18 protein-coding genes are annotated in these 18,345 nt (G+C 64.3%); 16 read left to right on the top strand and 2 right to left on the bottom strand.

The features are described 5' to 3' along the window. Positions 1 to 63: 63 nt before the first annotated feature. The 9 genes from BAU07_RS22685 to erpA all read left to right on the top strand — a co-directional run bounded on the left by BAU07_RS22685 (position 64) and on the right by erpA (position 7,256). Positions 64 to 945, top strand: a complete 882-nt coding sequence (locus tag BAU07_RS22685) for a branched-chain amino acid ABC transporter permease (protein ID WP_066662800.1) — start codon at positions 64 to 66, stop codon at positions 943 to 945. A gap of 2 nt (positions 946 to 947) precedes the next feature. Further along, a complete protein-coding gene (locus tag BAU07_RS22680; protein ID WP_066662797.1) occupies positions 948 to 1,814 on the top strand; it encodes a branched-chain amino acid ABC transporter permease in 867 nt (288 codons plus the stop codon). Then, on the top strand, positions 1,807 to 2,592 hold the full coding sequence (locus BAU07_RS22675) for an ABC transporter ATP-binding protein (protein WP_066662793.1): 786 nt from the start codon (positions 1,807 to 1,809) through the stop codon (positions 2,590 to 2,592). Before BAU07_RS22680 ends, BAU07_RS22675 begins: the two co-directional genes overlap by 8 nt. Continuing rightward, complete coding sequence (locus BAU07_RS22670) at positions 2,589 to 3,299, top strand: ABC transporter ATP-binding protein (protein WP_066662790.1); 711 nt, start codon at positions 2,589 to 2,591, stop codon at positions 3,297 to 3,299. Before BAU07_RS22675 ends, BAU07_RS22670 begins: the two co-directional genes overlap by 4 nt. A 465-nt stretch (positions 3,300 to 3,764) precedes the next feature. Then, positions 3,765 to 4,193: a 50S ribosomal protein L13 gene (gene rplM, locus BAU07_RS22665; RefSeq protein ID WP_066665651.1), complete on the top strand. Its 429-nt coding sequence runs from the start codon at positions 3,765 to 3,767 to the stop codon at positions 4,191 to 4,193. Positions 4,194 to 4,202: 9 nt separating this feature from the next. After that, positions 4,203 to 4,595 (top strand): 30S ribosomal protein S9, encoded by a 393-nt coding sequence (gene rpsI / locus BAU07_RS22660; RefSeq protein WP_066355857.1) that lies wholly within the window; start codon positions 4,203 to 4,205, stop codon positions 4,593 to 4,595. A 239-nt stretch (positions 4,596 to 4,834) separates the two neighbouring features. Next, the gene (gene argC / locus BAU07_RS22655; RefSeq protein WP_066662786.1) at positions 4,835 to 5,899 is read left to right on the top strand and encodes an N-acetyl-gamma-glutamyl-phosphate reductase; all 1,065 of its coding nucleotides are present in this window, start codon (positions 4,835 to 4,837) and stop codon (positions 5,897 to 5,899) included. Positions 5,900 to 5,948: 49 nt separating this feature from the next. Next, the gene (locus BAU07_RS22650; protein WP_084025932.1) at positions 5,949 to 6,794 is read left to right on the top strand and encodes a DUF6776 family protein; all 846 of its coding nucleotides are present in this window, start codon (positions 5,949 to 5,951) and stop codon (positions 6,792 to 6,794) included. Positions 6,795 to 6,884: 90 nt separating this feature from the next. Further along, entirely contained in the window at positions 6,885 to 7,256 is a 372-nt protein-coding gene (gene erpA, locus BAU07_RS22645; protein WP_066662783.1) for an iron-sulfur cluster insertion protein ErpA, read from the top strand. 165 nt (positions 7,257 to 7,421) lie between these two features. Here the strand turns inward: erpA and BAU07_RS22640 are convergent, their stop codons facing one another. Continuing rightward, the gene (locus BAU07_RS22640) at positions 7,422 to 8,540 is read right to left on the bottom strand and encodes an anhydro-N-acetylmuramic acid kinase (protein ID WP_066662780.1); all 1,119 of its coding nucleotides are present in this window, start codon (positions 8,538 to 8,540) and stop codon (positions 7,422 to 7,424) included. A 33-nt stretch (positions 8,541 to 8,573) separates the two neighbouring features. Beyond that, positions 8,574 to 9,992 (bottom strand): M23 family metallopeptidase, encoded by a 1,419-nt coding sequence (locus tag BAU07_RS22635; protein ID WP_066665649.1) that lies wholly within the window; start codon positions 9,990 to 9,992, stop codon positions 8,574 to 8,576. Positions 9,993 to 10,135: 143 nt separating this feature from the next. Here BAU07_RS22635 and tyrS point away from each other — a divergent pair, with 143 nt between their 5' ends. From tyrS to BAU07_RS22600, 7 genes are all read left to right on the top strand, one after another. Continuing rightward, on the top strand, positions 10,136 to 11,365 hold the full coding sequence (gene tyrS, locus BAU07_RS22630; protein ID WP_066662777.1) for a tyrosine--tRNA ligase: 1,230 nt from the start codon (positions 10,136 to 10,138) through the stop codon (positions 11,363 to 11,365). Between the two features lie 58 nt (positions 11,366 to 11,423). Further along, positions 11,424 to 12,077, top strand: a complete 654-nt coding sequence (locus BAU07_RS22625) for a YbhB/YbcL family Raf kinase inhibitor-like protein (protein WP_066662775.1) — start codon at positions 11,424 to 11,426, stop codon at positions 12,075 to 12,077. 360 nt (positions 12,078 to 12,437) lie between these two features. Further along, positions 12,438 to 13,682 (top strand): serine hydroxymethyltransferase, encoded by a 1,245-nt coding sequence (gene glyA, locus BAU07_RS22620; RefSeq protein ID WP_066662773.1) that lies wholly within the window; start codon positions 12,438 to 12,440, stop codon positions 13,680 to 13,682. Between the two features lie 29 nt (positions 13,683 to 13,711). Further along, entirely contained in the window at positions 13,712 to 14,191 is a 480-nt protein-coding gene (gene nrdR, locus BAU07_RS22615; protein WP_066662770.1) for a transcriptional regulator NrdR, read from the top strand. 26 nt (positions 14,192 to 14,217) lie between these two features. After that, positions 14,218 to 15,324 (top strand): bifunctional diaminohydroxyphosphoribosylaminopyrimidine deaminase/5-amino-6-(5-phosphoribosylamino)uracil reductase RibD, encoded by a 1,107-nt coding sequence (gene ribD / locus BAU07_RS22610; protein ID WP_066665648.1) that lies wholly within the window; start codon positions 14,218 to 14,220, stop codon positions 15,322 to 15,324. 141 nt (positions 15,325 to 15,465) lie between these two features. Further along, positions 15,466 to 16,119, top strand: a complete 654-nt coding sequence (locus BAU07_RS22605; RefSeq protein WP_066662769.1) for a riboflavin synthase — start codon at positions 15,466 to 15,468, stop codon at positions 16,117 to 16,119. Between the two features lie 293 nt (positions 16,120 to 16,412). Then, complete coding sequence (locus tag BAU07_RS22600) at positions 16,413 to 18,338, top strand: PrkA family serine protein kinase (protein WP_066662768.1); 1,926 nt, start codon at positions 16,413 to 16,415, stop codon at positions 18,336 to 18,338. Positions 18,339 to 18,345 lie beyond the last annotated feature (7 nt).

Below are 18,345 nucleotides of genomic sequence, written 5' to 3'. Positions count from 1 at the left end.
GCCGACGCCTTGCAGGCGGCTTGACCGCGGCCCGCAAGGCGTTTTTCGATTCGGAAGCCCGGTATGTTGGAACAACAATTCGTCAATGCCCTGTCGCTGGGCTGCGTATACGCCCTGTTTGCGCTGGGGTTTACGCTGGTCTTCGGCGTGCTGGGCATCATCAACCTGGCGCACGGCGCGGTCTTCATGGTAGGCGCCTATGCGGCGCTGTCCATCATCACCAAGCTGGACGTCCCGCTGTGGCTCGCGCTGATCCTGACTTTCATCGTGTCCGGCATCTTCGGCGGCCTGATCGACCGGCTTATCCTCAAGCCGCTGCGGCGGCGCAATGCGCCGCACCTGATCCCCATGATCGCCACCATCGGCGTGGGCATCGTCCTGAACAACGGCATCCAGGGCCTGTACGGCGCCAGCAATCTGCGTTTTCCGCCCGGTGTGGTGCCGGACGAGACGCTGCTGATCGGCGGGATCCATGTGACCGCGATCGAACTGGCGATCATTTTCCTGTCGTTCGCGCTGATGGCCGTGCTGATGGTGGTAATGCGCCGCACGCAGTTCGGCCGTGCCCTGCGCGCCGTCGCGGAATCCCCCAAAGCGGCCTGGCTGCTGGGCATCAACGTGGAGCAGTTGTTCCTGCTGACGTCCGTGCTGGCCGGTGGCCTGGGCGGCGTGGCGGGCCTGCTGATTGGCCTGTACTCCAACGCGCTGTATCCGCTGATGGGCCAGCCCATGCTGCACAAGGGCATCGCCGTCATCATCCTCGGCGGCATGGGCGATATCCGCGGCGCCATGCTGGGCGGGCTGTTCCTGGGCTTCGCCGAAGTGCTGTCGGTGGCGTATGTCGGTTCGACCATGCGCGACGCCGTGGCTTTCGGCCTGCTTTTCCTGATTCTGCTGGTGCGCCCCCAGGGCCTGTTCGGCAAAGTGGTGCAACGCAAGGCCTGATCATGAATGGATTCGAGAATTTCTGGGCCATCTACGGCAATGTCGTGCTTTCGCTCGGCACCAACGCCCTGCTGGCCCTGTCGATCTGGCTCACGCTGGCCTGCGGCATGCTGGCCATGGCCAATGCGGCCTTCATGGGCATCGGCGCCTATACCGCCGCGCTGCTTACGATGAATTACGGCGCGCCTTTCTCGGTCGCCCTGGCCGGCGGCATGGTCGCGCCGGCCATCGTGGCGGCGCTGATCGGGCTGCCGACCATACGCCTGTCCGGCGTCTACCTGGCCATGGCGACGCTGGGCTTCGGCGAGGTCGTGCGCGTCGCGGTGCTGAACACCGAATCGATCACTGGCGGCGCGCTCGGCCTGAACGGCATCCCGCAGTCCACCCAATGGTGGCACGTGCTGGTGTCGGTGGTCGTCGTCCTGCTCCTGCTGTGGCGCGTGCGGGTATCCAAGATCGGCCGCGCCTTCGACGCCATACGCGGCGACGAGACCGCGGCGGGCCTCATGGGCATCAATGTGCGCGCCAACAAAATGCTGGCCTTTATCCTCGGCGCTGTGGTCGCCGGCCTGGCGGGCGCCCTGAACGCGCATTTGACCTTCTTCATCGGGCCGGGAGAATACGGCTTCGACCGCGGCGTGGAAATCCTGACCATGGCCATCCTGGGCGGCATCGGCGGCCTGCCCGGACCCCTGCTGGGCAGCGCCATCATCACGCTGCTGCCCGAAGTGCTGCGCGGCTTCAGTAGTTTCCGCCTGGTCGCGAACGGCCTGATCCTGGTGCTGATCGTGCTGTTCCTGCCGCAAGGGATCTGGGACCCCGTGCGTTTTTCACGCTGGGCGCGACGCGGAGGCAAACGCCATGCTTGAGCTTTCCTCCATATCGATGCATTTCGGCGGGCTGCACGTCCTGCAGGACGTCAATCTGAGCGTGCCGCAAGGGGCGATCTACGGCTTGATCGGCCCCAACGGCGCGGGCAAGACGACGGTATTCAACATCATCACCGGGCTGCTGCACCCCAGTGGCGGCGATGTGCGCCTGGACGGCCGCAGCCTGCTCGGTGCCGCCCCGCACCAGATCACGCGCACCGGCATCGCCCGCACCTTCCAGAACATCCGGCTCTTCAAGGAAATGACCTTGCTCGAGAACGTGGTGGTGGGCGCCTACCGGCATATGGGTTACGGCGTGGCAAGCATGCTGCTGAGCCTGCCGGGTTTTCGCCGCACGGAGGCCCGGGCCCGGGAACGCGCCCTGGAGCTGTTGTCGTGGATGCGACTGGACCACAAGGCGCACGACCTTGCCGACAATCTTTCCTACGGCGAGCAGCGCCGCCTGGAACTCGCGCGCGCGCTGGCCACCGAGCCGCGCCTGCTGCTGCTCGATGAGCCGGTCGCCGGCATGAACACCGGCGAACGCGCGGAACTCATGCGCGAAATCCTGGCTATCCGCGAGCGGGGCTACACGATCCTGATGATCGAGCACGACATGCGTTTCGTCATGGGCCTGTGCGAGACCATCGCCGTGCTGAACTTCGGCAAGATCATCGCCAGCGGCCCCCCGGACGCCATCCGCAGCAACGAGCAGGTGATCGAGGCCTACCTGGGCCGTGACGACGAGGAAGACGCCGTGCAAGAGGTGCGCGCATGACCGCCATGCTTGAAGTCCGCGGCCTGGAGGTCAACTACGGCCATATCGAAGCGGTGCGAGGCATCGACTTGTCCTTGCAAACGGGTGAAATCACCGCGCTCGTCGGTGCCAACGGCGCCGGCAAGTCGACGACCCTGCTGGCCTTGTCCGGCCTGCTGCCCAAGGCCAAGGGCGCGGTGCTCTTCGAAGGCGAGGACATCACGCGGCTCGCGCCGCACCAGGTCGTGGCCCGGGGCATCGTGCAAGTGCCCGAGGGGCGGGCGATCCTCACCACCATGACGGTGCGCGAGAACCTCGAGCTGGGCGCCTATCGCCGCGGTCGCGCCGACACGGGCGCCGATCTCGACTATGTTTTTTCGCTCTTCCCGCGACTCAAGGAGCGGCTGGACGGCGTCGCGGGCAATTTGTCCGGGGGCGAACAGCAGATGCTCGCCATCGGGCGCGCCCTCATGGCCAAGCCGCGCCTGCTGCTGCTGGACGAGCCGTCGATGGGGCTGGCGCCCATCGTGGTCCAGGAAATCTTCCGGGCCTTGCGCGCCATCAACGCCAACGGGTTGACGCTGTTCCTGGTTGAGCAGAATGTGCGGCAGGCGCTGAAGATCGCCCAGCACGGCTATGTGCTGGAGAACGGCGCGCTTGCCTTGGCGGGCAGCGGCCGCGAATTGCTGGGCCATCCCCGCGTGCTGGAAGCCTATCTGGGCGCCTAGCGGGCCACGGTGGCGCTTGCAGGATCGCGCCGCCATTCGTGCTGGCGGCTCCCCGGTCCGGGCGGCCTTTCCGGCTTTGGCGCCTGGGACCGGCAGGTCGGGGCCGTCCCGGCGCAGCCGTGGAGCGGGGCGGGTGGCCGCGCGTCGCGCCACCGCCCGGTTCGAAACCTGTGTGCTGAATCGCGCAAACATTGAGCGATTCCGTGCTAGAATCGTCGACTTTCCCTCATTTTGGCCAGCACGGGCGGGTAATAACGCTTAGGCGGGGCAGACAGACGCAGGGCATAGGCGCGAAGCAAAGCGCATGGCTACAGGCTGGCCATGGGTTGGCGAGAGCCCAGACGGTGGCCGGTGTACGGGTCGTCGCAACGGGCTTCGAAGCGCGTTCGCAGTCCATGCATGCATTGGGAAAAGAACGTCCTGGCCGGTGTTCGGCTGGGGGAATTCATTCATCTAGGAACCATCATGAAGACCTTTGTGGCAAAGCCGCATGAAGTCAAGCGTGAGTGGTTTGTGATCGACGCGAAGGGCAAGGTCCTCGGTCGTGTGGCCAGCGAAGTCGCACACCGTCTGCGTGGTAAGCACAAACCCGAATTCACGCCACACGTCGATACTGGCGATTACATCGTCATCATCAACGCGGCGGAAATCGTCGTCACCGGGAACAAGGCGCAAGACAAGAAGTACTTCCGCCACACGACGTACCCGGGCGGCATCCGCGAGACCAACTTCGAAAAGCTGCAGCAGCGCTTTCCCGGCCGTGCCATCGAAAAGGCGGTCAAGGGCATGCTGCCGAAGGGTCCCCTCGGCTATGCCATGATCAAGAAACTGAAGGTGTACGCCGGTGCCGAGCATCCGCACACCGCCCAGCAGCCGAAGGCGCTGGAAATCTAAGGAATCGCCATGATCGGTAACTGGAATTACGGAACCGGCCGCCGCAAGACGTCGGTGGCGCGCGTGTTCCTCAAGAAGGGCACGGGCAAGATCGTCGTCAACGGCAAACCCGTCGACGAGTTCTTCGCGCGTGAAACCGGCCGCATGGTCGTGCGCCAGCCGCTCGAACTGACGGGTCACCTCGAATCGTTCGACGTCAAGGTCAACGTCCATGGCGGCGGCGAGTCCGGCCAGGCTGGCGCCGTGCGCCACGGCATCACCCGCGCCCTGATCGACTACGACGCCACGCTCAAGCCCGCCCTGTCGCAGGCCGGCTTGGTCACGCGTGACGCGCGAGAAGTCGAACGTAAGAAAGTCGGCCTTCGCAAGGCACGTCGGCGCAAGCAGTTCAGCAAGCGCTAATGTCCAGCAAAAAGGCCGCGAAAGCGGCCTTTTTGTTTGGGGACTGTCGCCGTGGTGGGGCGGCGGGGGCAGGGGTCGGGGCACATCGCCCACGTGCCGGGGGCACGGTCTTCCCACCAGGACAGGCCGCTGGCGGCGCAGGTTGGCCGCCGATGGTTCGGGGGCCACTGTCCTGAATCGATCCTCGGGGCCGCGCGGTGCGGCGATACAATCGAAATTCGTCCATTGGAACCAGCATCATGGCACAAGCATCCAGCACGCGCGTCAAGGTGGGTATCGTCGGCGGAACCGGATATACCGGCGTCGAACTGCTGCGCCTGCTGTCGCAGCACCCCCATGCGGAACTCACCGCCATCACGTCCCGCAAGGAGGACGGCATGGCGGTATCGGATATGTTTCCCAATCTGCGTGGCCGCGTGAAGCTGGCTTTCTCCACACCGGAGAACGCACCGCTGACGGATTGCGACGTAGTGTTCTTCGCCACCCCGCATGGCGTGGCGATGGCGCAGGCGCAGACGCTATTGGCGGCCGACACCCGCATCATCGACCTGGCCGCCGATTTCCGGCTGCAGGACACGGCGATCTTCGAGCGGTGGTACAAAATGCCGCATTCCTGCCCGGACATCCTCGCGGAAGCTGTCTACGGCATTCCGGAAATCAACCGCGCGCGCCTGTCGGGCGCGCGCGTGGTGGGCAACCCTGGCTGCTATCCGACCACGGTCGCGCTGGGCCTGGCGCCGTTGCTCGAAAATGGCGCCCGCCTGGTCGACGTTCAGACCCTGATCGCCGACTGCAAGTCCGGCGTGTCGGGGGCGGGCCGCAAGGCGGAAATCGGGACCCTGTTTTCCGAAGCCAGCGACAACTTCAAGGCGTATGGCGTACCGGGCCACCGGCATCATCCTGAAATCCTGGAGCAGCTCCAGCGCATGGCGGGCGGCAAGGTCGGCCTTACCTTCGTGCCGCACCTGGTGCCCATGGTGCGCGGCATGTTCTCGACCATCTACGCCCGCATCCTGCCCGACGCGCGGGGGACGGATTTCCAGGCCTTGTACGAGCAGCGCTACGCCGGCGAAGCCTTTGTGGACGTCATGCCGCCCGGCAGCCTGCCCGAAACGCGGTCGGTGCGCGCCTCCAATGACCTGCGCATCGCCGTCCACCGGCCCGACGGCGGCGATTTGCTGATCGTACTGGTCGTCCAGGACAACCTGGTCAAGGGCGCCGCCGGCCAGGCCGTACAGAACATGAATGTGATGTTTGGCTTGCCGGAAACCGCCGGACTGGGTCACGTGGCTGTACTCCCCTGATGGCTCAGGGGGAGGGGCGCGGTGCCGCGCCCATGCGGACGGACCTTGCATGACCGCCTTGTCGCCCCCGGGCGCGGGGCCGGCCGAACCTCGGGGCCGGCGCTGGCGCCCGATCTTTATCGGCGGCCTGTGCGTCGGCGCCGTGGTGGCGGCGGCCGTGGTCATCGGCGTGCGGCCCGCCTTGCCGGACGGCGCGATCACGGCCGACCAGGCGGCGGCGCTGCGGGCAAGGTTGGAGCAGGCCGAAACCCAACAGCAGGCATTGCGTGGCCAACTGGTCACGGCGGATGCCGAACTGGCCATCGAGCGGGCGGCCCGTCGGGCGCTGGAGGATAATCTTTCCGCCTTGCAGGTCCAGGCGGGCCAGTTGCGCGACCGGGTGGCCTTCTACGACCAGCTGCTGCCTGCAGGTCCCGCGGGAACGGTATCGATCCGTGCGGTGGAAATGACCCGCGTGCCGGCGGGCTTGCGCTACCGCGTACTACTGATGCGCAGCGCTCGTCCCGGCCTGCCGCCGTTCACCGGCGCACTCCATTTCATGGCAACTGGAACGCTCGTCGGCAAGGACGTGCGCATCCCGTTGGCGGCGCTGCAGGCGGCGCCGGATGTGCCGGTCGCGGTGGCCATCGACACTCCGGCGGATAGCAGGCGCCCAGGCGCTGAAACCCTGGAGCAGCCCGGGATTGCGGCGCAAGCCGCGTCTGCACCGATTACTTCGCTGCCTGCATCCACGCCGGAGCCCATGGCCGCCGGGGTGCCAGTGCAGGTGGACCAGTATCTGAGCACCGAGGGGATGCTTGCTCTACCGGAGGGGTTTTCCCCTTCAAGCGCCGACGTGAACGTCGTCCAGGATGGCGTCGTGCTGGCGACTCAGCAGGCGGCCGTGTCATTTTGAATCGGTCCTTCGCTGCGCTATAGTAGGACCATATTCAGGGCGTTTTCGATGCCCTACCGGATTTGCCCCACACGGGCAGGAGTCAAGACCATGAATGCCGTTACCGAAACCGTCGATCTGCAAGCGCCGCCGCCGGCGCCGATCGTTTTTACTGATGCCGCCGCCGCCAAGGTGAAGGATCTGCTGGCTGAAGAGGGCAACCCCGAACTGAAGTTGCGCGTGTTCGTACAGGGCGGCGGGTGCTCCGGTTTCCAGTATGGCTTCACCTTCGACGAAGTAATCAACGAAGACGACACCACCCTTGACAAGGCTGGCGTGCAGTTGCTGGTCGACCCCATGAGCTTCCAGTATCTGGTCGGCGCCGAGATCGACTACAAGGAAGACCTGGAAGGCGCGCAATTCGTCATTCGGAATCCGAACGCCACCACGACGTGTGGCTGCGGTTCGTCCTTTTCCGTCTGATCCCGGCGCGACCAAAAGACCCGCAATACCCGCAAGGGCCGGACGTCCATGACGGCCGGCTCTTTGTTTTTGCACATGGATTTCGGCCCTTCGCCAACGGCGTGGCCGTGATCCGCCGGGCGGCCACCAAAGCCCTCGAGGCGCGGCAAGCGCCCCCTGCGCCGCTTATGCGGGGTAGCAGGCGCCCAGGATGCGAGGCCCCCGCGCCCCGGTGACATCGGGCAGTCCCGCGGGAATCCGTTGGACGTGTGCGTAAGCCAACCACGCAAAGGCCAGCGCCTCCACCGACTGTGCCGGGATGCCGTGTGCGTCCGTCGGCGTCAGCGGACGATTCAGCGTTTCCGCCAGGTCGCGCATGAGCCCGCCGTTGCGGGCGCCGCCACCGCAGACCAGTACATCGCGCGTGTCGGGTGCTTCCCGGTCGATGGCTTGCGCGATGGTGACCGCGGTGAAGCGCTGTAGCGTCGCCTGGATGTCTCCCGGCGCCAGGCGCCGGCAATATCCTTCCCAGGCATTGAGGCGGCTATCCAGCCATGCCGCGTTGAACAGGTCCCGGCCCGTCGATTTGGGCGGGCGCCGGGTCAGCCAGGGTTCGCTGGACACCAGATAAGCCAGGATCTGCTCATCCACCTTGCCCGCGGCGGCGAACGCGCCGTCGTCGTCGTAATCCCTGCCCGTATGGCGTCGGCACCATTCGTCCAGCAGCATGTTGGCCGGGCCCGTGTCGAAGCCGATGATGGGACGACCCGGCGCCAGCAGGGTCACATTGGCAATCCCGCCAAGGTTCAAGACCGCGCGTGGCGCATCGCCGGCAAAGACGGCCGCATGAAAGGCGGGGACCAGCGGTGCGCCTTGTCCGCCGGCAGCCACATCGCGTGCCCGGAAGTCGGCGATCACCGCGATGCCGGTGCGTTCGGCCAGCAAGGCCGGCGCGTTCAACTGCACGGTGTAACCCAGGTCGGGCCGATGCCGCACGGTTTGTCCGTGCGCGCCGATGGCCGTGATCGCAGACGGGGGCAGTGCGGCATCCTGCAGCAGTTGCGCGGTGGTATCCGCGTAGCAGTGCGCCAGCGCCTGCGAAGCCAGCGACGCACGTCCCAGTTCATCCGGTCCGGACGCGTTCAGGGCCAGCAGGGTGGTGCGCAAGTCCGCCGGCATGGGCAGGCTGGCCTGGGCCAGGACCTCGGGGCGGGCGCCCGGCACGATTCGCGCCAGAACGCCGTCGATGCCGTCCATGCTGGTGCCGGACATCAGGCCGATATACATGCAGGCCGGCGTCGTCATGCTTACCTCGCCTTGGCGGGTTGGCGGCCAGGTTCAGTTGGCCGCTGCGCTGGCCAGTGCGGCGCCCGGCATGGACTGCTGGAACTGGGCCAGCATATTCAGTTGCTGCTTGTAGGCGGAGGATTCCTGGGCGAAGGCCACGGCGTCCTTGCCCTCCAGTTTCTGCGCCACGGGCAGGTCGACCGATAGCGGGTCCACCGGCTTATCGTTGATGCGGAATTCGTAGTGCAGGTGCGGCCCGGTGGCCCACCCCGTCGCCCCGACATAGCCGATCAGTTCGCCTTGCGTGACATGGACCCCCTTGCGGATACCGGGAGCGATGCGGCTTTGGTGGCCGTACAGCGTGGAATATTTGTTGTCGTGCTTGATGATCACCACATTGCCGTAGCCGCTTTGCGTGCCGGCGAACTCGACTACACCGTCCGATGTGCTGTGGATCGGCGTGCCTGTCGGAGCGGCGTAGTCCACACCCTTGTGGCCCGTCCAGGTCTTGTGGATGGGGTGCACGCGCATGCCGAAGGTGGAGCTGATACGGCTGAACTTGAGCGCAGTACGCAGGAAGGCGCCACGCAAGCTGGTGCCGTCGAAGTCGTAGTACGCGCCCGCGCCATTGCCGCCGCGGTCGAACCATACCGCTGTGTACAGCTTGCCCTGGTTTTCGAACTCCAGGGCCAGCACGCGTCCCGCGCCGGCGTAACGGCCGTCGTGCGACCGGGTTTCATAGACGACGCGGAATTGGTCTCCCTGGCGCAGAGTGCGCAGGAAGTCGATCTTCGAGCTCAGGATGTCGGCCATCTGCATGGTCACGGAATCCGGGACCCCGGCGGCGTCCGTGGCGGCAAACAGCGAGGACTCGATGGTGCCCATGGCCACGCGCACGTGCCGGTCGGTGTTCTCCGTCATCTCCTGGGCGGCGTAGCTGTCGCCCTTGGGCACGACCTCCAGGAAGCGCGTGACCACTTCGCCGTCGGAATCATTACCCGGGGTATGGACATAGCGCAGCCATACCAGATTACCGTCACCGTCCGTGGCGGCCTGTACCGAGCGCCCCGGGTACAGCTTGTAGATGCTGCGCGCCCCCGGATCGTGCGTCAGGAAAGCCTGCAGGGCATCGTTGTCCAGGCGCAGGCGCTGCAGAACGGCCGCCAGCGTGTCACCGCGGCGGATGCGGGTCTCGTTGATATAAGGGGCGGATGACGCGTCGCTGACCTTGAACTCATCCGGCGAGAGCGACATGACCTTCTCGATCATGCGCGTGGGAGGCAGTTCAGTCCGGTCGGGCTGCTGCACCATGCCGACGGCGGCGGCGGCAGCGAACAATCCTATCGCGGTAGCGAGGGCGGCCGCGCGGACGATTCGGGAGCGGCGGGAAGAGGGGGCAGGGATGGAAAGGGTGGCGGGGACTTCGGGCGCGGCGGCGCCGTTCCCCGTTTCTTGGGACCCTTGGATCATCGTGAATAAAACCTTGGGGCGTACGCCCCACATGACAGTTGCGTATGATTAGGGCGGTATCCTAGCCGATTCAGCTAGAATTTTCGACAACTTTTGTGATTTTTACCTCCTGCTGTCCTCTGTTCGCCTAGCCGTCCCCCAATATGCCCCAGACCGAAGCTCCCATCACCCCCGAGGTTGAAGCCGATCTCCGCGTTGCCAAACGCGGTTGCGACGAACTGCTTGTCGAATCGGAATTCGTCCGCAAACTGGCTCGCAGCCGCGCGACCGGGGTTCCCCTGCGCATCAAGCTGGGGCTGGACCCCACCGCCCCCGATATTCACCTGGGCCACACGGTGGTGCTGAACAAGATGCGCCAGTTGCAGGACCTCGGCCACACCGTCATTTTCCTGATCGGCGATTTCACCTCGATGATCGGCGACCCCAGCGGCCGCAACAGTACCCGTCCCCCATTGACGCGGGAGCAGATCGAATCCAACGCAAAAACGTACTACGCGCAGGCCAGCCTGGTGCTCGACCCCGCGCGTACAGAGATCCGCTACAACTCGGAGTGGTCCGATCCGCTGGGCGCGCGCGGCATGATCCAGCTGGCGTCCCGGTACACCGTGGCGCGGATGATGGAGCGCGAAGACTTCACCAAGCGCTTCAAGGGCGGGATACCGATCTCCGTGCACGAGTTCCTGTATCCCTTGATGCAGGGATACGATTCCGTGGCCTTGAAATCGGACCTGGAGCTGGGCGGGACGGACCAGAAATTCAACCTGCTGGTCGGCCGGGAGCTGCAAAAGGAATACGGCCAGGAGCCGCAGTGCATCCTGACCATGCCGCTGCTGGAGGGCACGGACGGCGTCGAAAAGATGTCCAAGTCCAAGGGCAACTACATCGGTATCTCCGAGCAACCGGAGTCGATGTTCGGCAAGCTCATGTCCATTTCCGATACGCTGATGTGGCGCTATTACGAGCTGCTGTCTTTCCGCACGCTGGAAGATATCGCGGCGTTGAAGGCCGCGACGCAGGCCGGGCGCAACCCGCGTGACGCCAAGGTCGAATTGGCGCAGGAAATCGTCGGCCGTTTCCATGGCGCGCAGGCCGGGCGTGACGCGTTGGCCGCCTTCGAGGCGCGCTTTCGGGACGGGGCCATCCCGGAGAACATGCCCGAGATCGCCATCGCCGGGGCGCCCCTGGGCATTCTGAAGATTTTGCGCGAGGCCGGCCTTGCCGCTTCGGGCGCCGAAGCCCAGCGCAACGTGGAGCAGGGCGGCGTGCGGGTGAACGGCGAAAAGGTGGAAGACAAATCGTTGCAATTGTCCGAGGGCCTGTATGTGATCCAGGTAGGTAAACGCAAGTTCGCGCGTGTTACCTTGAGGCCGTGAAGCGTATCTTCAGCGACGCAGACGACACAGAATTTCGGTACTTTTCAGGAGGCACGCCATGAAGCTCTCGAGCTTGTCTTTTTCCGATAACGAGTCCATCCCCGAGCGCTATGCTTTCGCGCGGATCGACCCCCAGTCGCACGTCGCCTTGGCTGATAACTTCAACCCGCAGTTCTCCTGGGATGAGGTTCCGGATGGAACCCAATCGTTCGCGCTGGTCTGCGTGGATCCTGACGTTCCCAGCAAGCCCGACGACGTCAACCAGGAGGGGCGTGAAGTGCCGGCCGACCTGGCGCGGGTGGACTTTTTCCATTGGGTTCTGGTGGACCTGCCCGCCAACATGCGCGAAATCGAGGAAGGTGCGTTCTCCAACGGGATTACGCCCCGCGGAAAGGGTGGCCCTCTGGCCGCGCACGAGGCCAGGCAGGGGATCAACGACTACACCAGCTGGTTCGCCGCCGACCGTGACATGAACGGCGATTACTTCGGGTATGACGGCCCGTGCCCGCCCTGGAACGACGCGCGGGTCCATCGCTATATCTTTACCCTGTATGCCCTGAGCACGCCGCGGGTGGAGGTGGAAGGCACTTTCAACGGCAAGCAGGTCCTCAGCGCCATCCAGGGCAAGATCCTCGCGCAGGCCTCGCTTACCGGCACCTATACCCTGAATCCGGCACTGGCGCCCAAGGTCATCGGGACCACCTCCGCCTGACCCCGGTCGCGCTGCCGGTTCGGCGCACGGGCCCGCCGTCCGGGGCCCGCCCCGGGCGGATCCTGCCGACCTTCCGTCCACGCCGGCTTATGCCGGCGTGCTGTTTTTATGGGGACGGCCTGCGCCCATCACGGCTCGATTCTCCTTCGGTATTGGGGGACCGCGTCACGGGCCCGCCCCGCTGCTGCATGAGCCAGGCTCACCTTGGTTATGAGCCGGCTTTCCATAAGCGCCTCGGCGCGCAAAAAAACCGCTGAATGGAGATTTTTCGGCCCCATCAGGGTCAAAAAGCGGGAGAACCGCACGGTAAACTATGGCCGATCCCGCGTTTCCGTTTTTTGACTCCGCTCAGGAACCTCCATGTTTGACCGCACCCGCACGATCTCCCAGGTTGACGAAGAAATCTGGTCCGTCATCCAGAAGGAAAATCAACGCCAGGAACAGCATATCGAGCTGATTGCCTCCGAGAACTACGCCAGCCCGGCCGTCATGCAGGCGCAGGGCACGCAGCTCACTAATAAGTATGCGGAAGGCTATCCGGGCAAGCGGTATTACGGCGGCTGCGAGTTCGTCGATGTGGCGGAGCAGCTCGCCATCGACCGTCTGAAGGAGTTGTTCGGGGCGGAGGCGGCCAATGTGCAGCCGAATTCCGGTTCCCAGGCCAACCAGGGTGTCTACATGGCCGTCCTGAAGCCGGGCGACACCGTGCTGGGCATGAGCCTGGCCGAAGGGGGCCACTTGACGCACGGCGCCGCGGTGAACGCATCCGGCAAGCTGTACAACTTCCTGCCCTACGGCCTGGATGCCGACGAGGTCCTGGACTACGGTCGCGTCGAGGCGCTGGCACAGGAGCACAAGCCCAAGCTCATCGTGGCGGGCGCGTCCGCGTACTCGCTGCATATCGACTTCGAGCGCATGGCGCGTATCGCGCGCGACAACGACGCCCTCTTCATGGTCGACATTGCCCATTACGCCGGCCTGGTGGCCGGCGGCGTGTACCCCAACCCCGTGCCCCATGCCGATTTCGTCACGTCGACCACCCACAAATCCCTGCGTGGTCCCCGCGGCGGCGTCATCATGATGCGCGCCCAGTACGAAAAAATCGTCAATTCGGCGATCTTCCCCGGCATCCAGGGCGGTCCCTTGATGCATGTGATCGCCGCCAAGGCGGTCGCCTTCAAGGAAGCGCTGCAGCCGGAATTCAAGGACTACGCCCACCAGGTCGTGAAGAACGCCAAGGTGCTGGCCGACACCCTGGTGCAGCGCGGACTGCGCATCGTCTCCGGCCGCACCGAAAGCCATGTCATGCTGGTCGACCTGCGCGCCAAGGGCATCACCGGCAAGGAAGCCGAAGCCGTGTTGGGCCAGGCCCACATCACGGTGAACAAGAACGCCATTCCGAATGATCCTGAAAAGCCTTTCGTGACCAGCGGGGTCCGGCTGGGTACCCCCGCCATCACGACGCGCGGTTTCAAGGAAGCGGAAACCGAACTCACCGCCAACCTGATCGCCGACGTGCTCGACGATCCCCGCAATGAAGCCAACATCGCCGCCGTGCGCGAACGCGTCAACGCGTTGACGGCGCGTTTGCCGGTTTACGGTTGAGCGGGCGCGGGCCTTAGCGGAACAACCAGGTGCGCTGCCCATTCTGCGGCCATGCCGATACCCAGGTGATCGACAGCCGGGTATCCGAGGAAGGCGACACCATCCGCCGGCGCCGCCGTTGCCAGCATTGCGACAAACGGTTCACCACCTACGAGCGCGTGGAACTGGTGATGCCGTCCATCGTCAAGCGTAACGGCAGCCGCAGCGAGTACGACCAGGGCAAGCTTCGCGCCAGCTTGTCCCTGGCGCTGCGCAAGCGCCCGGTCAGCACCGAGGACGTCGATGCTGCCGTGTCCCGCATCGAGGAAACCCTGCTGTCGAGCGGCAAGCGCGAAGTCCCTTCCGCGTATGTGGGGGAACTGGTCATGACGGAGCTGAAGAAACTGGATAAGGTGGCGTATGTCCGCTTCGCCTCCGTATACCGCAGCTTCGAGGACATCGGCGAGTTTATCGAGGCCATCCGGGAGATGCAGGGACCGCTGCTATCCGGCAAGCTGCGCAAGGACTGATGACCGACGACCTGGATCGACACTGGATGGGCCAGGCCCTGGCGCTGGCGCAGACCGTGCTCTACATCACCGCGCCCAATCCGCGCGTAGGCTGCGTTATCGTCCGCGATGGCCGTGTCCTGGGCCAGGGGGCGACACAACCGCCTGGCGGTCCGCACGCCGAGATCTGCGCCTTGCGCGACGCCGCCGCGCGCGGCGAATCCGTGGCCGGGGCCACGTTTTATGTGACTTTGGAGCCTTGCAGCCACTACGGACGTACACCGCCGTGCGTGGACGCCGTGGTCGCGGCCGCGCCGGGCCGCGTGGTGGTTGCCATGGGCGATCCCAACCCCCAGGTCAATGGCAGTGGGCTGGCACGGCTGCGCGCGGCCGGCATACCGGTCACCACCGGCGTCTGCTTTCAGGAAGCCTTGGAGTTGAACGCCGGTTTTGCGGCCCGCATGAGCAGGGGGACGCCCTGGACCTGGATCAAGATGGCGGCATCCCTTGATGGGCGGAGCGCCCTGCATAGCGGCATGTCCCAGTGGATAACCGGTGCCCCGGCCCGGGCCGACGGGCACGCCTGGCGTGCCCGCGCGGACGTCGTGCTGACCGGCATGGGAACGGTGTCCAAGGACGATCCGCAACTGACGGTGCGCGATGTCGCCGTACCGCGGCAGCCCCGCAAGGCGGTGGTCGACGGCCGGCTGCAGATATCCGAAAGCGCGCGCCTGTTCGACGGCGCGGAAGTATGGCTGTTCACCGCCCATGACGATCCCGTCAAGGCGGCGCGGCTGGCCCGTCGCAACGCGCGCGTCATCGTGCTGCCCGGCCCAGAGCCCGGGCGTGTCGATCTGGCCGCGATGATGCGCTGGATGGCCCGCAATCACGTCAACGAAGTCCATGTCGAAGCCGGTGCCGGCCTGGCTGGCGCGTTGCTCTCCGCCGATTGCGTGGACGAAATCGTTGCCTATGTTGCTCCAGTCCTGCTGGGCGACGCGCTGGGCATGGTCAAACTGCCCATGCTGTCGCATCTGGATGGCGCTCGCCGCTTCGATTTCGTGGATGTCCATGCCGTCGGTAAGGACGTCCGCCTGCGCGGCCGCTTCCCGGACCGCTGGCAGACCCTGCAGACTGCTGCCACGCCCCGCTAGCGGGTTCCGCCGTCAGCCGCTCATCCTTGCGGCGCGGGTATCCTTATCCCTATCAGGTCCGGGATGGTCCCGGGCGCGCCGTATGCGCATATGCAAGCGACGGCGCCACCGCACCCTGTAGAACCCATCAAGGAGTGTTTCATGTTTACCGGCATCGTCGCGGCAGTCGGCCGTATCGTGCAAGTGCAGCCCTACGCCTCTCCCGATGGAGGCGGCGGCGTACGGCTTCGGATCGACGCGGGCGGTCTCGATTTATCCGATGTTGCGATGGGCGATTCGATCGCCGTGCAAGGAGCCTGCATGACGGTGGTTGCCCTGCACGACCGCGCTTTCGACATCGATGTTTCGCGCGAAAGCCTGAAGTTGACGGTTGGCCTGGACCGCGAAGGGGAAGTCAACTTGGAGAAATCACTGCGGCTGGGCGACGCCTTGGGCGGGCATCTGGTGTCCGGTCATGTCGATGGACTGGGTCAGGTGGTGAGCTACGCAGCCGTTGGAGAATCGCGTGAATTGATCATCCGCGCGCCCAGGCAAATCGCCAAATACCTGGCCTATAAGGGCTCTGTTACGGTCAATGGAATCAGCCTTACGGTGAACCGCGTAATAGACCAGGTGGAGGGTAGTGACATCACCATTAACGTAATTCCTCATACCCAAAGCATGACCACGTTGCGTAACGTAAAGGTGGGCGACAAAGTGAACCTGGAGATCGACATGATCGCGCGATACGTCGAACGCATGATCACTTCATCCGAGTCCCCGGACGCCGGCGCCGCCCGTCAATCGTTCGCATGAGGCGCCCGTTTTGGTCCGCTGATTTTCCCGTTCATTTGCACCATGGAGAAAACCCACGCTAAAGCAAAAAACCCCCTTTAAATGGCGGTCCGCGCGGAACTTGTGACACATGTCGCCGGACTAAACAAGATGCCGTAAAACCTGTTGCGATAGCTGTGTGTGGGGAAAGCAACATAGCAGCGCTTTGAATCAGAATATGGTGATCTCTTCTGGCGACACGGAGCCATTTAGGGCACACAATGGAATGACGGAAGCGCTGCCAGCCCTTTTCTGATGTTGTTGGAGGTATCCCGATGCTGAACATCGTCGAAGGCTTCAAATCGCATTACGCCAGAGATCAGGAAACCGAGCTCTCGCTCGAGGAATATCTGAGCCTGGCGAAGCGCGACCCGATGGCATACGCCAGCCCCGCGGAACGCATGCTGGCCGCGATCGGCGAACCGGAAATCATCGATACGCGCAACGATCAGCGCCTGTCCCGGCTGTTTTCCAACCGGATCATCCGGCGCTACCCGGCCTTCAAAGAATTCTTCGGCATGGAAGACGTGATCGGGCAGATCGTCGCGTTTTTCAAGCACGCGGCGCAGGGTCTGGAAGAACGCAAGCAGATCCTCTATCTCCTGGGACCGGTCGGCGGCGGCAAGTCGTCCATCGCCGAGCGCCTCAAGGCGTTGATGGAGACCTACCCCATCTACGCGTTGAAGGGGTCGCCGGTGAACGAGTCGCCGCTGGGCCTGTTCAATCCGATCCGCTTCGGCGAGCAACTGGAACAGGAATACGGGATTCCCCGCCGCTATCTCAGCGGCATCATGTCGCCGTGGGCGGTCAAGCGCCTCAAGGAATTCGACGGCGATATTTCGCAGTTCCGCGTCGTGCGGCTGACACCTTCCGTGTTGCGCCAGGTGGCGATCGCCAAAACGGAACCGGGCGACGAGAACAACCAGGATATTTCTTCCCTGGTCGGCAAGGTGGACATCCGCAAGCTGGATCGCTATTCGCAGGATGACCCGGACGCCTACAGCTACTCCGGCGGCTTGTGCCTGGCCAACCAGGGGCTGCTGGAATTCGTGGAAATGTTCAAGGCGCCGATCAAGATGCTGCATCCGCTGCTGACGGCGACGCAGGAAGGCAACTTCAAGGGAACCGAAGGGTTCTCCGCCATTCCCTTCAACGGCACCATCCTGGCGCACTCGAACGAGTCGGAGTGGCAGACATTCCGCAACAACCGGCACAACGAGGCCTTTCTCGACCGCATCTATATCGTCAAGGTTCCGTACTGCCTGCAGGTATCCGAGGAAGTCTGCATCTACAGCAAGCTGCTGCACAACAGTTCCCTGGCGGAGGCGCCGTGCGCGCCGGGTACCCTGGACATGATGGCGCAGTTCTCGGTGCTTACACGCTTGAAGGAGCCCGAGAACTCCAGCATCTACTCGAAGCTGCGCGTCTACGACGGCGAGACACTGAAGGACGTGGACCCCAAGGCCAAGGCGCTGCAGGAGTACAAGGACTACGCCGGAACCGACGAGGGCATGACGGGCGTCTCGACGCGGTTTGCGTACAAGATCCTGTCCAGCGTATTCAACTATGACCAGACGGAGGTGGCAGCCAACCCGGTGCACCTGATGTACGTCCTGGAGCAGCGTATCGCACGCGAGGATTTCCCCGAGGAAACGCGGCGTCGCTACCTCGAGTTCATCAAGGGTTACCTGGCGCCCCGTTACGCCGAATTCATCGGCAAGGAAATCCAGACTGCCTACCTGGAGTCGTATTCCGAGTACGGGCAGAATATCTTCGACCGCTACGTCACCTTTGCCGATTGCTGGATCCAGGACGAGGAGTTCCGGGATCCGGAAACTGGCGAGAGTTTCGACCGTTCGGCGCTGAACGACGAGCTGGAGAAGATCGAGAAGCCGGCGGGCATCGCGAACCCGAAGGACTTCCGCAACGAGATCGTGAACTTTGTCCTGCGTGCCCGGGCCAATAACAGCGGGCGCAATCCGACGTGGACCAGCTACGAGAAGCTGCGCGAGGTCATCGAGAAGAAAATGTTCTCCAACACCGAGGATCTGTTGCCGGTGATCTCGTTCAACGCCAAGGCATCGGCGGAAGACAAGAGCAAGCACCAGAGCTTCGTGGAGCGCATGGTCGAGAAAGGCTATACCGAAAAGCAGGTTCGCCTGCTTTGCGAATGGTACTTGCGGGTGCGAAAGTCCTCCTGAGCGAGGT

The organism is Bordetella flabilis, from assembly GCF_001676725.1.
Lineage (GTDB): Bacteria > Pseudomonadota > Gammaproteobacteria > Burkholderiales > Burkholderiaceae_B > Bordetella_C > Bordetella_C flabilis.
Note: the sequence above shows the minus strand (reverse complement) of the source record. Positions and strands in the feature narration are given on the sequence as shown.